Origin of the sequence: Pseudomonas sp. R1-15, assembly GCF_051132085.1 — a bacterium.
Taxonomy (GTDB): Bacteria; Pseudomonadota; Gammaproteobacteria; order Pseudomonadales; family Pseudomonadaceae; genus Aquipseudomonas.
On sequence record NZ_CP071660.1, the window covers coordinates 3,929,057 to 3,945,370 of the forward strand.

General features: G+C 59.5%; 13 protein-coding genes. 4 read left to right on the top strand and 9 right to left on the bottom strand.

Going from position 1 to position 16,314, the window contains the following annotated elements; translation table 11 throughout:
- The first annotated feature begins 1 nt into the window (after position 1).
- Positions 2-568: a CsiV family protein gene (locus tag J3P97_RS17795; RefSeq protein WP_434601303.1), complete on the top strand. Its 567-nt coding sequence runs from the start codon at positions 2-4 to the stop codon at positions 566-568.
- Positions 569-579: 11 nt separating this feature from the next.
- Positions 580-3,273, top strand: coding sequence for a DEAD/DEAH box helicase (locus J3P97_RS17800; RefSeq protein ID WP_434672418.1), 2,694 nt, complete (start codon positions 580-582; stop codon positions 3,271-3,273).
- Positions 3,274-3,533: 260 nt separating this feature from the next.
- On the opposite strand, the gene J3P97_RS17805 is transcribed toward J3P97_RS17800, so the two are convergent.
- From J3P97_RS17805 to J3P97_RS17820, 4 genes are all read right to left on the bottom strand, one after another.
- A complete protein-coding gene (locus J3P97_RS17805; RefSeq protein ID WP_434672419.1) occupies positions 3,534-6,827 on the bottom strand; it encodes an SNF2-related protein in 3,294 nt (1,097 codons plus the stop codon).
- 113 nt (positions 6,828-6,940) lie between these two features.
- Positions 6,941-7,681 (bottom strand): S-methyl-5'-thioinosine phosphorylase, encoded by a 741-nt coding sequence (locus tag J3P97_RS17810; RefSeq protein ID WP_434672420.1) that lies wholly within the window; start codon positions 7,679-7,681, stop codon positions 6,941-6,943.
- A gap of 10 nt (positions 7,682-7,691) precedes the next feature.
- Positions 7,692-8,702, bottom strand: a complete 1,011-nt coding sequence (nagZ, locus tag J3P97_RS17815) for a beta-N-acetylhexosaminidase (protein WP_434672421.1) — start codon at positions 8,700-8,702, stop codon at positions 7,692-7,694.
- Positions 8,703-8,873: 171 nt separating this feature from the next.
- Positions 8,874-9,581, bottom strand: coding sequence for a TetR/AcrR family transcriptional regulator (locus J3P97_RS17820; protein WP_181286907.1), 708 nt, complete (start codon positions 9,579-9,581; stop codon positions 8,874-8,876).
- A 241-nt stretch (positions 9,582-9,822) separates the two neighbouring features.
- On the opposite strand from J3P97_RS17820, the gene lexA reads away from it, so the two are divergent.
- Positions 9,823-10,431: a transcriptional repressor LexA gene (gene lexA / locus J3P97_RS17825; protein ID WP_434573027.1), complete on the top strand. Its 609-nt coding sequence runs from the start codon at positions 9,823-9,825 to the stop codon at positions 10,429-10,431.
- 10 nt (positions 10,432-10,441) lie between these two features.
- Positions 10,442-10,915, top strand: coding sequence for an SOS-induced cell division inhibitor SulA (gene sulA / locus J3P97_RS17830; RefSeq protein ID WP_434573025.1), 474 nt, complete (start codon positions 10,442-10,444; stop codon positions 10,913-10,915).
- A 72-nt stretch (positions 10,916-10,987) separates the two neighbouring features.
- Here the strand turns inward: sulA and J3P97_RS17835 are convergent, their stop codons facing one another.
- The 5 genes from J3P97_RS17835 to fadA form a co-directional block, all read right to left on the bottom strand.
- Entirely contained in the window at positions 10,988-11,221 is a 234-nt protein-coding gene (locus tag J3P97_RS17835) for a hypothetical protein (RefSeq protein ID WP_003183419.1), read from the bottom strand.
- A gap of 105 nt (positions 11,222-11,326) precedes the next feature.
- Positions 11,327-11,851: a DUF6586 family protein gene (locus tag J3P97_RS17840; RefSeq protein WP_305499996.1), complete on the bottom strand. Its 525-nt coding sequence runs from the start codon at positions 11,849-11,851 to the stop codon at positions 11,327-11,329.
- Positions 11,852-12,059: 208 nt separating this feature from the next.
- A complete protein-coding gene (topA, locus tag J3P97_RS17845; protein ID WP_434672422.1) occupies positions 12,060-14,672 on the bottom strand; it encodes a type I DNA topoisomerase in 2,613 nt (870 codons plus the stop codon).
- A 115-nt stretch (positions 14,673-14,787) separates the two neighbouring features.
- Positions 14,788-15,024 (bottom strand): DUF1653 domain-containing protein, encoded by a 237-nt coding sequence (locus J3P97_RS17850; RefSeq protein ID WP_072389007.1) that lies wholly within the window; start codon positions 15,022-15,024, stop codon positions 14,788-14,790.
- Between the two features lie 109 nt (positions 15,025-15,133).
- Entirely contained in the window at positions 15,134-16,309 is a 1,176-nt protein-coding gene (gene fadA / locus J3P97_RS17855) for an acetyl-CoA C-acyltransferase FadA (RefSeq protein WP_305499994.1), read from the bottom strand.
- Positions 16,310-16,314 lie beyond the last annotated feature (5 nt).

Here is a 16,314-nt window from a genome sequence, read left to right on the forward strand (position 1 = left end):
AATGCGCCTGTTTCGCTCCTTGACGTTGTTGATGACCCTGGTCGCCCCCCTGGCCTTCGCCGACGACCTGTATCAGGTGGAAATGATCCTGGTTCGCCAGAATGCCGAACCGGCCATTATCAGTCGCGCCGCGCCGGAAGACTGGGACGCCGGCGCACAACGCCTGCCTCCGGACAGCCAGCGCACGCCAGCATTGGGCAACATCGTCGAGAAACTCAACGCCAGCGGCCAATACAGCGTACTGATGCACAAGGCCTGGCAACAGAACCTGGGCGAACAGGGCAGCAAGGTCGCCGTCAGCGACGGCACCGAACAGTTCGGCCAGTTCCCCATCGAGGGCACCCTGGAGCTGAAACTGGGCCGCTTTACCGACGTCGACGCCGACTTCTGGGTCAACCAGATTGACGCCAATGGCCTGGTCACCGCCAGCGAACGCCTCAAGCAACAGAGCCACACCAAGAACGGCCAGCTGAATTTCCTCGATAACGGTCACCTCGGCCTGCTGATCAAGATCACCTCGCTGACCGCGCCCGCGCCACGGCAGGCGCCCGAAGCGATTCCGGACTGACCGGCGCGCCTATGCCCTCGCCCCTGAGCAAACCCCTGGCACCCTCCTGGGTCAATCGATTCAAGGAACAAAGCCTGGAGCGCGGACGCCGATACGCGCTGGAAAATCGCGTCAGGATCGTCGAGACCGGAGACAGCACCATCATCGCCAGCTGCGAAGGCTCTGGCGGCAGCGTCTATCGTCAGACCATTCGCCTCAAGGAGTCAGCCAAGGGCACGCTGATCCTGCTCGAAGCGGCCTGCTCCTGCCCGGTGCGCATCAACTGCAAACATTGCGCGGCGGTCTTGTTGCAGGTCCAGGAAACCCTGGCCTACCCAGCCGCCGAGAAAGACGCGCATCTGCTGGAAAAACTCCAGACCGTGCTCGACAACCGCAGTCCCAAGGCCCCGCCGCAGGTGCTCGTGGAAAACGTGCAACCGGTGCCGCGCCTGTGGCTGGCGAGTATCGAGTTCAGCGCCTTCGAGCCGCGCAACGGCAAGATGCAGCGCTACATCCAGCACCGCGCTGCCCTGTCCTTCAGCTATCTGGACGAATACGTCAGCGGCCAGCGCAACATTGACGTACTGATTCGCCAGGAAACCCAGACGCTGCGTATTAAACGCCAGACCGACGTGGAACAGTCCTACCGCGAACAACTGCGAATCCTCGGTTTCAAGGTCGCCACCCGGCAAAGCAAGGCGCTGCCGGAAAGCGCCGGCGAGCTTTATGAGATGGTCAACGACAGTGCCTGGTTGACCTTTACCCTCAATGACCTGCCAAAACTGCGCAACCAAGGCTGGGAGCTGCAGATCGACGAAGACTTCGGCTTCGACCTGACGGCTGTGGACGAGTGGTACGCCAGCGTCGAGGAAACTCCGGAGCGAGACTGGTTTGATCTGGAACTGGGGATCATCGTCAACGGCGAGCGCTTGAGCCTGCTGCCGATCCTGCTGAACCTGATGCGCTCGCACATCGAGCTGTTCAATCCGGAACGCCTGGCCCGGCGCCGCGACGACGAACTCATCCTGGTCAACCTGCCGCACCGTCCCAATTCGGAATTCGGCCCGCAGCAAGTCGCCCTGCCCTATGGACGCCTGAAGCCGGTGCTGGCGACCCTCGGCGAGTTTTACCTGCAAGAACCCGGCACCAGCAAACTGCGCCTGAACAGTGCGGACGCCCTGCGCCTGAACCCGCTGCAAGACATGCCGCTGCGCTGGGAAGGGGGCGAACACATCCGTGGCCTGGCCCAGCGGCTGCGCGACATCAAGGACTACACCGCGGCGGCACCGGAAGGCTTGAACGCAACGCTGCGGCCCTATCAGCTCGAAGGCCTGAGCTGGATGCAATCGCTACGACAACTGGAGGTTGGCGGCATTCTCGCGGATGACATGGGCCTGGGCAAAACCCTACAGACCCTGGCGCACATTCTCAGCGAAAAAAACGCCGGCCGCCTCGACAGGCCGTGCATGGTGGTGATGCCGACGAGCCTGATTCCCAACTGGCTCGATGAAGCCAGCCACTTCACCCCGCAGCTCAAGGTATTGGCCTTGTACGGTGCCGGACGCAAGAAACATTTCGAGCGGTTGGCCGATTACGACCTGATCCTGACCACCTATGCATTGCTGCCCAAGGATGTCGAGCGCCTTAAAGCGCAACCGCTGCACGTATTGATCCTGGATGAAGCCCAGTACATCAAGAACCCCACCAGCAAGGCCGCCCAGGCCGCCCGTGAGCTCGATGCCCGACAGCGGTTGTGCCTGTCCGGGACACCGCTGGAAAATCACCTGGGTGAATTGTGGTCGCTGTTTCATTTCCTGTTGCCGGGCTGGCTCGGCGACATCAAGGATTTCAACCGCGACTACCGCGTGCCGATCGAAAAACGCGGGAGCGCCGTACGATTGCAGCACCTTAACGGTCGGATAAAACCGTTTCTGCTGCGCAGGACCAAGGAACAGGTCGCAACCGAATTGCCGCCCAAGACCGAGATCATCCATTGGGTCGAACTCAGCGACGCCCAACGGGATGTCTATGAAACCATGCGCCTGGCGATGGACAAGAAGGTGCGTGACGAAATCACCCGCAAAGGCGTGGCGCGCAGCCAGATCATCATCCTCGAGGCGCTGCTCAAGCTGCGCCAGGTGTGCTGCGACCTGCGCCTGATCAGCGACGCCGCCCTGCCAGCCCGAGGCAGTGCTTCGGGCAAGCTCGACAGCCTGATGGAGATGCTCGAGGAGTTGTTTGAAGAAGGTCGGCGGGTGCTGCTGTTTTCCCAGTTCACGTCCATGCTGGCGCTGATCGAAGACGAACTGAAAAAGCGCGGTGTGGAATACGCCATCCTGACCGGCCAAACCCGGGACCGCCGCACTCCGGTGAAGGAATTCCAGAGCGGCAAGCGTCAGATCTTCCTGATCAGCCTGAAGGCCGGCGGCGTGGGTCTGAACCTGACGGAAGCGGACACGGTGATTCACTACGACCCGTGGTGGAACCCGGCCACCGAAAACCAGGCGACCGACCGCGCTTATCGCATCGGCCAGGAAAAGCCGGTGTTCGTCTACAAGCTGATAGCCCGGGGAACCGTGGAAGAAAAGATTCAACTGCTGCAGAAGGAAAAATCCGACCTCGCGGCCGGCGTGCTGGATGGGCGCGTGGCCGGGGACTGGAAACTGCAGAACGAAGACATCGAGGCGTTGTTCGCACCGCTGCCGGATAAGCTGGAGAAGCGCTGACACTCCCTCAACTCATCTTGTTGGGTGTCCATGAGCCTGGTGTTCACCGCAGATCCACTGTGGGAGCGAGCTTGCTCGCGATAGGGGTGGTTCAGTTGATGCAGATGTTGACTGTGCAGCCGTCATCGCGAGCAAGCTCGCTCCCACAGGGGATTTGCAGCACTCACAAAAACCAGAACCCACATCACTTCCAATGTGGGAGCGAGCCTGCTCGCGATGACTGACTATCAGGTGACATAACCAGTGAATGTGTCGGTGGATCAGGCCTTGGGCAACGGAGCAAACAACGCTTCGATGTCACTTTGCTCAAGCTTCCATCCGCCCGTTGTTCCGCCATCCAAAACCCCGCTTGTCAATGCAGCCTTATTCTCCTGAAGGGCCTGTATCTTCTCCTCCACCGTACCTCGGGCAATCAGCTTGTAAACAAAAACAGGCTTGTTTTGACCGATCCGATAAGCCCGGTCGGTCGCCTGATTTTCCACCGCCGGATTCCACCAAGGATCGAAGTGAATAACGGTATCGGCAGCCGTCAGATTGAGTCCCGTCCCCCCTGCCTTGAGGCTGATCAGAAAAAGCGACACCTTGCCACTCTGAAAATCCCTAACCGGCGTACGGCGATCGACTGTACTTCCGGTCAACAACGAATAAGCAAGGCTGCGCTTTTGCAGTTCCTCCTCGATCAATGCCAACATTGAGGTGAACTGGGAAAACAACAGGATCTTGCGCCCTTCGCTGAGCAACTCTTCGAGCATCTCCATCAAACTGACCAACTTGCCGCTGCCAATGCGCGGTGTTTTGGTGGTCTTTGGAGTATTGAGCAGTCGCAGATCGCAACAGACCTGGCGCAGCTTGAGTAACGCATCAAGGATGATGATTTGGCTACGAGCCACGCCGCTGCGAGCAATTTCGTCGCGGACTTTCTTGTCCATGGCCACGCGCACCGTTTCATAGACATCCCGCTGCCCGTCGCTGAGATCGACCCAATGGATGATTTCGGTCTTGGGCGGCAGCTCGGTCGCGACCTGTTCCTTTTTCCGGCGCAGCAAGAAGGGTTTTATGCGGGCAATCAAATGCCGCATGCGCTCTTGATTGCCGTGTTTTTCGATGGGCGTGCGGTAGTCACGATTGAAGGTTTTGCTATCTCCCAACCAGCCGGGCAATAGAAAGTGAAACAACGACCAGAGTTCGCCCAGGTGATTTTCCAGCGGCGTGCCGGACAGGCAAAGACGCTGCCGGGCGCCGAGGTCGCGAGCAGCCTGGGCGGCCTTGCTGGCAGGATTCTTGATGTTTTGTGCCTCATCAAGAATCAGCACACTCCAGGCCTGAGGCTTCAATATTTCCAGATTCCGCGGCAACAAGGCATAAGTGGTCAATATCAAATCGTACTGACCAAGGCTGGCAAAGTCTTTTTGCCGGGCCGCACCATGAAGTGCCAGCACTCTGAGCTGAGGCGTAAAGCGTGCTGCTTCGTCGAGCCAGTTGGGAATCAGGCTCGTGGGCATGACCGCTAGCGCCGGGACATCGAGGCGCCCTGCTTGTTTCTCGCACAGCAAATGAGCCAGGGCCTGTAAAGTTTTGCCCAAGCCCATGTCATCACCCAGAATGCCGCCCACTTCCAGCTCGCGCAGGGTTTGCATCCAGTTAAGCCCTTCGAGTTGGTAGGGTCGCAGCACAGCCTTGAGCCCATCTGGCGCTGGGACATGCACATGGGTCGCCTCATGCAACCTTTTAGCAAATGTGCGCAGTCTTTCTCCGCCCTGCCACACCAACGGCACGCCTTCGAGCGCATTGAGCCTGGCCGCATCAAAGGCGTTCAAACGTATCGAGTCGCCCCGGTGTTCTCTCATGTACAACTCACCGAGGGTAGCCATCAACGGCTTGACGCGCCCATACGGCAACGCGACCCTCACGGAGGGACCTGCCATGAACGTTCCACTGTTGAGCTCAAGCAATAACAACTGTTCATCACTGCGCTGATCGAGATTGGCCGGTTCCATCATCTCGGGACTTGAGCGAAGCAGATAAAGCAAAATCGGCAGAAGACTGTGCCGCTTGCCATTCACGACAATGCCCAACTGCAAATCAAACCACTCCCTCCCCGGAGACTCCTCGATGTCGGCGTACATCTGCTCTACGGGTTGCAGGTCGAAGTGAAAGCCATCTTCAATATCGACTTGCCAATGGGCGGCTCGCAATTGGGACAAGCCTCTATCCATGAACGCCAACCAGGCAGCGTCATCCGGCATCTGGAACAGTTCACCCACGCTGCCTGCGAGTGCGAGGCTTTTGCGGCTGGCCTTTTTGAATCCTGCCTTACGTAGAGTGGTGCGTAAGGCCTGTTCGAGATCCGGCTTGCGTCGAATGCGCAGAGTCTCGGTCCCGGACAGAATCGAGATATCGATGGAAGCTTTATCGTCGGCAGTATGACCATCGTAGATAAAGGTCAACGCCGCGCGATGTTCTGGAACCGATTTCCAGTGCCGAAGATTGAGCGCACTTCCCAACGTCAGCACCGCCCGTGGCTCGATATCGTCGATGATGCGTTCAGTGAGTTTTTTCGGGGGAGGGATTGCCAGGCCGGCAGCGTTGATCCGATGGCTGAAAAGCGCTGCCTGGTGAGCGGGCACCTCTGGCGCAAGGCTTAAATGGCAGGCCAGCTTGTCGTCCATTTCATAGGTGAGCCGGCCAAGCTCCTGGCGCGCCACATCCAGATAATGAAGCGGCTCAAGCACCAGAATCCTACCCGGCAGTTGATCGACACTTTGCCACTCAGGCCGGTAGTTACCGCTGGATTGCTCAGCCCAGGAAAACTGTACCGACTTCTGAGGCCCTGCCCGCAGCGGCTGCGGCGGTTCCAGCTCGAGAAACAGGCGGGAAGACTGCAAGGCAAGCGCAAGCACATCGGCGCCATTGCGCCCGCGCAGCGGATAGCTGTTCATCTGCCCGTGAAAACGTTGAGTGCTGATCAACAAGCGACCGATTTGCTGGTCAATGTCGAACAGGTAGTTCGGCAAACTGATCAGCATGTCCGCAAGTTGGTAAAACGCTTTCAGATCTCGCAAGGAACCATCACTGAGCTGACGCCCCTTGAAGAGTTCCAGCACCCATTGGCCGGTGTGTGTGTTCTTGAGCTTGTAGAGAAGCCGGATATCCGTGTTCTTTTCGATCGCCGCCGAATCAGGTCCCTGCTCAGGTATATGCTCGATCCAGGCTTCAAGATCGCGGCTCAGACGCTCGCCGCCGGAGCCTGCCTGCAACAATTGCTCATTCCACATCAAGTGGAACATGACCGCCACACAATGTTTGCAGTCGCCGCCGCCTGGGCATGAGCATTCGTAACGAACATCGTCATAACCCCGCTGGCGAACGAGCTCGATCATCTGCTGGTAGACACTGGTACCGGCTCCTTCGCACTCAGCGTGAACCGCTCGTTTGTCTACCTGCAGTATCCGGACTCGTTCTTCCTCGGCATAGTCGAACCCGCGAGCGAGCGTACGATGACCGAACGAATCCGCCCATTCAGTCTCAAGAAGTTCTGCAATCGATTCAATCATGGCCAAGGACATTATGAAAGATAATGAAACTGGGAGTCGGAGCCATCCGGAAACCGTGTATCAACGGGGCTTCCATCGGGGGACGCCTCTACCCCGCTTTTTCGCCGGCTCCACTATTCAGCCATCAACACCCGCGCCAGGGTCGACTTCACCTTCCCCATCCCGTCATGCAGCGCCTGCTCGATCTCGGCCATGGTAATCACCGCCGTGGATTTGCCTGCCGCCGGATTAACCACCAGGGCCAGGCACGCGTAGTCCAGCTCCAGCTCGCGAGCCAATGCTGCTTCCGGCATGCCGGTCATGCCGACGATGTCGCAGCCATCACGCTCCAGGCGGGCAATTTCGGCCACCGTTTCCAGGCGCGGCCCCTGCGTGCAGGCATAGACACCGTGGCTGCTGTAGCCGCAGCCTTCGGCAGCCAGGGCGGCAATCAACTTCTGGCGCAGCGACTCCGTGTAGGGATAGCTGAAATCGATATGAGTAACCGCTTCCAGGTCATCGGCAAAATACGTGTGCTGGCGGCCACTGGTGTAATCGATCAACTGATGGGGCACGCAGAAATGTCCGGTGCCCATCGCCGCGTGGATCCCGCCCACGGCGTTGACCGCCAGGATCGCCTCGGCACCCGCCTGCTTCAGGGCCCAGAGATTGGCGCGATAGTTGACCTGGTGCGGCGGAAAACGATGAGGATGGCCATGACGGGCCAGGAACAGCACCTCACGCCCGGCATATTCGCCAATCTGCACGTCGGCCGATGGCGCGCCATAGGGCGTTTCCACCGCCAGGGACTGGCGAATGGTCAGGCCTTCCAGCTGGGTCAGGCCTGTGCCGCCGATAATTGCGTAAACGGTCATACAAACGTCCTTAATCGATCAGTTGGGCGGCTTTTAATGCGCCGATCGCTGTCAGCCAGCGTGGATCCTGGCGATACTCGGTACTGGCGAAGGCCTGGCCACGCATGCGGGCGATCCGCGCTGATGGCTTGATCTTCAAGCGTTGGGCGGCGCTCAATGCCAACTCTGCGGCCGCGCGATCGTTGCACACCAGGCCCATGTCGCAACCCGCCGTCAATGCGGCCTCGATACGACTCGCGGCATCACCCACCACATGGGCCCCGGCCATTGACAGGTCATCACTGAAAATCACCCCGTCGAACTGCAACTCGCCCCGCAGGATGTCCTGCAACCAGCGTCGGGAAAACCCGGCCGGGCTGGCATCGACCTGCGGATAGATCACATGGGCCGGCATCACGGCGGCAAGCTGCTTGCTCAGCCTGGCAAACGGCAGCAGGTCGTTGGCGCGGATCTGTTCCAGGCTGCGCTCATCATTGGGGATGGCCACATGGGAATCCGCCTCGGCCCAGCCGTGCCCAGGAAAATGCTTGCCCGTGGCGGCCATGCCCGCGGCGTTCATGCCCCGAATGAAAGCACCGGCCAACAATGCGGCGCGTTCGGGATCGCCCTCGAATGAGCGGCTGCCAACCACGGCGCTGCGCTGATAATCGAGATCCAGCACCGGGGCGAAACTCAGATCGAGGCCGACCGCCAGCACCTCGGTGGCCATGATCCAGCCGCATTGTTCGGCCAGGTATTCGGCATTCGGATTATCGGCAACGGCCCGCATCGCCGGCAGACGCACGAACCCTTGGCGCAGGCGCTGGACACGCCCGCCCTCCTGGTCAACCGCCAGCAACAGGTCGGGACGAATGGCGCGGATCGCCGCACTCAGCTCGCGCACCTGGCGCGGATGCTCGATGTTGCGAGCGAAGATGATCAAGCCGCCCACTTCGGGCTGACGCAACAGATGGCGATCCTCGGCCGTCAGCCAGGTACCGGCGACGTCCACCATCAACGAGCCTTGCAGGCCAGCAGTCATAGCAATTCCTTAATAACGATGGATGCGCACGGCGACGCATGCACGATGACGCCGCCAGGCTCCAGGCCTGGCAGGTCGCGCATCGGCGATGAAATTTGATACGAACTCAAAGGGAGAATCGGCATGGGCGGCTAGCTTAGCGGATGTAAGCAGCCGCGCCCACCCGTGGCCTTACGCCTTGGCGAGCGCCGGGGCGGATTTGCTGCGAGGACGCAGTTGCGCTGCGGCCATTGCCTCATCGGTGACGCCGCTTTCGGCACGCATGCCGGCGGCCAGGAATGGCACCATCAGACGCATGACCTGTTCGATGGATGTGTTCACGCCGAAATCGGTTTCCGCGATGGCCCGCAGCGCCTTGATCCCAGACATGCTGAACGCAGCGGCGCCAAGCATGAAGTGCACGCGCCAGAACAGTTCGATCGGTGGTATGCGTGGCGCGGCTTCATTGACCAGCAGCATGTAGCGACGGAACACTTTGCCGTACATGTCTTCCAGGTAGCGCCGCAGGTGACCCTGGCTTTGACTGAAGGCCAGGCCCAAAAGGCGCATGAAGATGGAAAGATCATTGCCACTGCGTGGCTGGACCACGAGGGCCTGCTCGACCAGGATCTCGAGCAGCTCTTCCAGGGTAGGCTTGACGTCAGGCTTGGCCTGACGACGTTCCAGTTCCCGGTCGAGGCTGATACAGAACGGCCCGAGGAAACGTGAGAACACCGCCTGGATCAGCGCCTTCTTGGAACCGAAGTGATAGTTCACCGCAGCCAGGTTCACCCCGGCCTTGCTGGTGATCAGACGCAAAGAGGTTTCGGCAAAACCTTTTTCCGCGAACAACTGCTCGGCAGCATCGAGAATGCGTTCAACGGTTTCCGACTGGGCCATGGCTACTCCGCCTGACAAACACTTGTTTGAAACATACGTTTCAGCCCTGGGCTTGTCAAGCCTGCCGGGACGTTTTGCGAACGCTCGGTCAGCTATTTAACCACACCTTCATCCGGGCTGTAGCCCTGCCCTTCATAGCGGCCGAAACGACCGTCGAGCGGCGCACGAAAAAAGGGGCATTGCCAAGCGGCTCGCACTGTATATAATCCCAGTCACTGTATAAAAAGACAGAGCGATCGATATGCTAAAGCTGACGCCACGCCAAGCAGAGATTCTGGCCTTCATCAAACGTTGCCTCGAAGACAATGGCTACCCGCCGACCCGTGCGGAAATCGCTCAGGAACTGGGCTTCAAGTCGCCCAACGCGGCGGAAGAACACCTCAAGGCATTGGCCCGCAAGGGCGCGATTGAGATGACGCCCGGTGCCTCGCGAGGCATTCGCATCCCGGGCTTCGAAGCCAAGGCTGACGAAACCACCCTGCCGATCATCGGTCGTGTAGCCGCTGGTGCCCCGATCCTCGCCCAGCAGCACGTTGAGGAATCCTGCAACATCAACCCTTCGTTCTTCCACCCGCGGGCTGATTACCTTCTTCGCGTGCATGGCATGAGCATGAAGGATATCGGCATCTTCGACGGCGATCTGCTGGCGGTCCACACCACCCGTGAGGCTCGCAACGGTCAGGTCGTGGTGGCGCGCATCGGCGACGAAGTCACCGTCAAGCGGTTCAAGCGCGATGGCAGCAAGGTCTGGTTGATGGCCGAAAATCCTGAGTTCGCCCCCATCGAAGTGGACCTGAAAGATCAGGACCTGGTCATCGAAGGCTTGAGTGTCGGCGTCATTCGCCGCTAAAGGAGGCTTTATGCAATTCCCACACACACCACAGCACGCGCAGCTTCCGCTGTTCGAGGCATTCATGGCCCAACCGCTGGTTCCAGTGCTTAAAGAGGTCATCGAATCGCCTTGGGGCGTCGAACCCGAGGCCTTCAGCGAATTGTCGTTGCGTGGTGCGGCCGGGAATTGCCTGAACCTGCTTGCGCCGATTCTGCGAGAGCTGAGCCAGGACCAGGACGCTCGCTGGCTGACGCTGATCGCGCCACCCGCCAGCGTTACCCAGGCCTGGTTGCGGGATGCCGGCCTTAATCGTGAGCGGATCCTGCTATTGCAACCGCGCGGCGCACAGAGCGCCCAACAATTGACGTGCGAAGCGTTGCGTCTGGGCCGCAGTCATACGGTGGTCAGCTGGCTCAACCCCTTGACCGCGACAGCTCGCCAACAGTTGATCAGCGCCGCACGCACCGGGGACGCACAAAGCCTGAATATTCGATTGGGCTAAGACAAATGCAGGGCTTCTCCAGGGCAGAGAAGCCGGAACAGCTACCGGACCGTCAAAAGTCGCCGAACAGGATCAATGAAGAACCCGTGGCCCCTCTTCCTTGTTGAATTCGCCTTCAACCAGGCGGCCGGCCATCTGGACACCCACGCTCAGCATCGCCTTGGCGACCTCAACGTGTTGACCTTGCAGGAATACCTTGGCGTCCTCAGAGAAGTTCAGGGTAACCAAAGACCCCTCGTCTTCGGCCCGGCGCAGCTCGATGCGGCCATCAGGAAGCTCGACAATTTCTAGAAAGGACGTAGGCATAAAAGTCTGTTCTCCACGAAAGGCGGGGATTATATAGTCATCGGCCAGGCTTCGCTCGGGATCTTGACCAAGCGTCGTTAGCGAACGTTACGGGACGAACTGAACTCAGCACTCGTTCAACCCTTCGCGAAAGCGAATGGCCAGGTTCTTGAGATTCTGCCGCCAGCTCTCCAACTCTTCCCGATTCAGCTCTTGCTCTGGCTCTTCTTCGTCAAGATTGACCGCCACGATCAGCGGCTGGGTCACGTCGCCCTTGGGCTTGCGCGGGGCCCGTGGTGGCTGGAACAGCGCCTGGTGGGCCGCCAGCAATCTGGCCAGCCAGGTTTCCGGGTTCTGCGCCAGCTCGACCATTTCGGCCAGCTCCGGAATTGCGATGGTTTCCAGCACCTCACGAGTCAATACCAGCTCGGCCCGTGACGCATTCGCCTGGGGCAAGCGATAAAAACCGGCAATTTCGTGGCACAGGCCCAACAACGCACCGTACAGATGAAACAACGCTGATTCGCGTCCCGCCTGGATCAGCGCAGGGGAATTCATTGCACGCCCATCCTCCGCCCGCGCTAGCGCTTCAAGCGAAAGGCCGGCGAAATAAATTTTCTGATTGGTGCGGGTATAGAGTTCGTGGGCCATGGCGGCATCTCCCCAACGAAATAATAGCGTCACGCAGGTGCGACAGTGTCGTGGATCAACCGAGGCCACTGCAAGCCAAAAACAGCAAGGCCGCATGAAAACCCATAGGTTGTCATGCGGCCTTTTTTTGCCTGAAGTGTAAGACGACGACCACGTCGGCGAGTGAGAGCAAGCTCCTTCGCCATCAAAGGCCCTCATGCCATGCCGATCAGCGCTTGTCTTCGACGGTCCACTTACCGCCGTCGTAAAACGCCTTCCAACCGGTAGGCTTGCCGTCGACCTCGGTCTGCACGTATTGCTCTTTGGTCTTACGGCTGTAGCGAATCACCGCCGGGCGGCCGTCCGGATCTTTCTGCGGTGCATCGCAAAGGAAGTGATACTTAGGATCGATTTCGTCCTTGTGCGGGACAATCTCCATTACCAACGGCGCACGGGTTTCACGGTTTTTCGGGAACTGGCTCGCCGCCAGGAACAGCCCGGATGCACCATCGCGCAAGATGTAGGTGTCATTGACCTTCTCGCACTTGAGCTCGGGCATCTTCACCGGGTCCATTTTTGGCGGTGCCGCATCGCCACTCTTGAGTAGCTTGCGGGTGTTCTTGCAGGTCGGGTTGGTGCAACCGAAGAACTTGCCGAAACGACCGGTCTTGAGCTGCATCTCGCTGCCACACTTGTCGCACTCCAGGCTCGGGCCTTCGTAGCCCTTGATTCGATAAGTGCCCTCTTCGATCTCATAACCGGCACAGTCCGGATTGTTACCGCAGATGTGCAGCTTGCGCTTCTCATCCAGCAGGTAGGCGTCCATCGCCGTGCTGCAGATCGGGCAGCGATGCTTGCCGCGCAGCACCAGGGATTCCGATTCACCCTCGTCGTCCGCGGCGATTTCGTCGCCCGGCACCAGGTTGACTGTGGCTTTGCAGCGTTCTTTGGGCGGCAGGCTGTAGCCCGAGCAACCGAGGAATACGCCGGTCGAAGCGGTCCGGATTTGCATCGGACGCCCGCAGGTCAGGCATGGGATGTCGGTCATGACCGGCTGGTTGGCGCGCATGCCGCTGTCAGGGCTTTCGGCCACTTCGAGTTTTTTCTTGAAGTCGCCGTAGAACTCGTCGAGGACGTTTTTCCAGTCGCGCTCGCCCTGGGCCACATCGTCGAGGTTCTCTTCCATACCGGCGGTGAAGCCGTAGTCCATCAGGTTCGAGAAACTCTCGGACAGACGCTCGGTGACGATGTCACCCATCTTTTCCGAATAGAAACGACGGTTGTGCAGCGCCACATAGCCGCGATCCTGGATAGTGGAAATGATGGCTGCGTAGGTCGAAGGACGACCGATGCCGCGCTTTTCCATTTCCTTGACCAGGCTGGCTTCGGAGTAACGGGCCGGCGGCTTGGTGAAGTGCTGGGTCGGATCAAGCTTGATCAGCTTCATCACGTCGCCCTGGGCCATGTCCGGCAGGACGTCGTCATCCCCAGGCTTGGTGATTTGCGGCATGACGCGGGTGTAACCGTCGAACTTCAGGATGCGGCCCTTGGCGCGCAGCTCGAAGTCGCCAGCACCGACGCTGACCGTGGTCGACAGGTATTGCGCCGGCAGCATCTGGCAGGCCAGGAACTGGCGCCAGATCAGCTCGTAGAGACGCTCGGCATCGCGCTCCATGCCCGACAGCTTGCTTGGCTCGGTATTGGCATCGGACGGACGAATCGCTTCGTGAGCTTCCTGCGCGCCTTCCTTGCTGCTATAGACGTTCGGCGTCTCCGGCAGGTACTTCTTGCCGAACTCGCTTTCTATATAAGTGCGCGCCATCGTCACGGCATCGGCCGACAGGTTGGTCGAGTCGGTACGCATATAGGTGATGTAGCCGGCTTCATACAGACGTTGGGCCATCATCATGGTTTTTTTCACGCCAAAGCCCAGGCGATTGCTCGCGGCCTGCTGCAACGTGGAGGTGATGAACGGCGCCGACGGCTTGCTGCTGGTCGGCTTGTCTTCGCGCTTGACGATGCTGTAGCTGGAAGCCTTGAGCTTCTCCAGTGCAGCCATGGCCTGCGCTTCATTGAGCGGCTTGAAGGCCTCGCCTTTCTCGCGGGCCACTTCGAAGCGCACGGTGGCGCCCTTGGCGGTACCCAGATCAGCGTGGACTTCCCAATATTCTTCAGGGATGAACGCGCGGATTTCCCGCTCGCGCTCCACTACCAGCTTCACCGCGACCGATTGCACACGTCCGGCGGATAGGCCGCGAGCGATCTTGGCCCACAGCAATGGCGAGACCATGTAGCCCACCACGCGGTCAAGGAAACGTCGCGCCTGTTGGGCGTTGACCCGATCGATATCCAGCTCGCCCGGCTGGGAGAAGGCTTCCTGGATGGCCTTCTTGGTGATTTCGTTGAACACCACACGCTTGTAGCGGCTGTCATCACCACCGATGGCTTCGCGCAGGTGCCAGGCGATGGCTTCCCCTTCGCGGTCCAAGTCCGTCGCGAGATAGATGGTGTCGGCATCCTTGGCGAGCCGGCGCAGCTCTTCGATGACCTTTTCCTTGCCCGGGAGGATCTCGTACTTGGCTTTCCAGCCGTGTTCCGGATCAACCCCCATGCGCGAGACCAACTGCTTGCGCGCCTTTTCCTTCGGCGACAACGCTGGCGCTTCGCCGGCGGCAGCCTTGCCGCGCTTGGCAGCAGGCTCTTTGCTGGCGCTAGCCGAACCGCTGGTGGGCAGGTCTCGGATATGGCCGATACTCGACTTCACCACGTATTGGTTACCCAGATACTTGTTGATGGTCTTGGCCTTAGCCGGGGATTCCACAATGACCAGCGATTTGCCCATGGATCAGAAAATTCCTGAATTCTAAAAAGTGAAAGGCGGTTGGCGCCTGACGCGGCACCGCTATATATAGTGGCTGCAAGGTGAGGTCAAGGGCAGGCTCGCCCTCATGTTGGCCTCAAGGCCTGGAAAAAATGCTCTCCTCGGCCTGCACCAAAGCAAAGCGTGGCACCTGTTCGCCGTCAACCTCGACGGACTCCTGGAACATGCTCAACGGACGCACCCAGAAGCCGTAATCGCCATACAGGGCTTGATAGAAGACCACTTCTTCCTCGGTCTCGGAATGCCGCGCAATACTGAATACGCGGTACTGCGGGCCTTTGTAATGTTGGTAGAGCCCAGGTTGTATCGGCATGCTTTGGCCCTCGCTGAATCTTTCCAAAATAAAAACAAAATTTTTCTTGTTGAAAACCCAGAAAAACAAAAACCGGGGCACTTGGCCCCGGCTTCCATCGACGTGACGCTTAGATGCGCTCGAAGACGGTGGCGATGCCTTGGCCGAGGCCAATGCACATGGTGGACACTCCAAAAGTGCCGCCGTTCTGCTTCATGACGTTGAGCAGCGTGCCGGAGATACGCGCACCGGAGCAGCCAAACGGATGACCCAGGGCGATGGCGCCGCCGTGCAGGTTAACCTTCTCGTTCATCTTGTCGAGTATTTTCAGATCTTTCAGCACTGGCAGGGCCTGTGCGGCGAAAGCTTCGTTGAGCTCGAAGAAGTCGATGTCGGAGATGCTCAGGCCCGCGCGCTTCAAGGCTTTCTGCGTGGCCGGTACTGGACCATAGCCCATGATTGCGGGATCCACACCGGCGACGGCCATCGAACGAATCACCGCCATCGGCTGGATGCCCAGATCCTGGGCACGCTGGGCCGACATCACGATCATGCACGAGGCACCATCGGTGATCTGCGACGAGGTACCGGCTGTCACGGTGCCGCCCTTTGGATTGAAGGCCGGCTTCAACGTCGCCAGGCTTTCCAGGGTGGTTTCCGGACGAATGGTCTCGTCGTAGTCGAACAGTTTCAGGAAGCCGTTCTCGTCGTAACCCTGCATCGGGATGATTTCATCCTTGAACTTGCCTTCCACCGTCGCCTTGTGGGCGAGCTGGTGGGAGCGCACGCCAAAGGCGTCCTGCTGTTCGCGGGTGATGCCGTGCATCTTGCCGAGCATTTCCGCGGTCAGGCCCATCATGCCCGAAGCTTTTGCCGCGTACAGCGACATGTGCGGATTCGGATCGACGCCGTGCATCATGCTCACGTGGCCCATGTGCTCGACACCGCCGACGACGAATACATCACCGTTGCCGGTCATGATCGCCTGGGCGGCGGTGTGCAGCGCGCTCATGGACGAACCGCACAGGCGGCTGACGGTCTGGCCGGCCGCGGTGTGAGGGATCTGGGTCATCAGCGAAGCCATGCGGGCGATGTTCCAGCCCTGCTCCAGGGTCTGGTTCACACAGCCCCAGATCACGTCCTCGACCTCGTTGGGGTCGACCTTGGCGTTGCGCTCCAGCAGCTTGCTGATCAGGTGCGCCGACATGTCCTCGGCACGGGTGTTGCGGTGCATGCCGCCCTTGGAGCGGCCCATCGGCGTACGACCGAAGTCGACAATCACGACGTCTCTAGGATTCAAGCTCATAAATG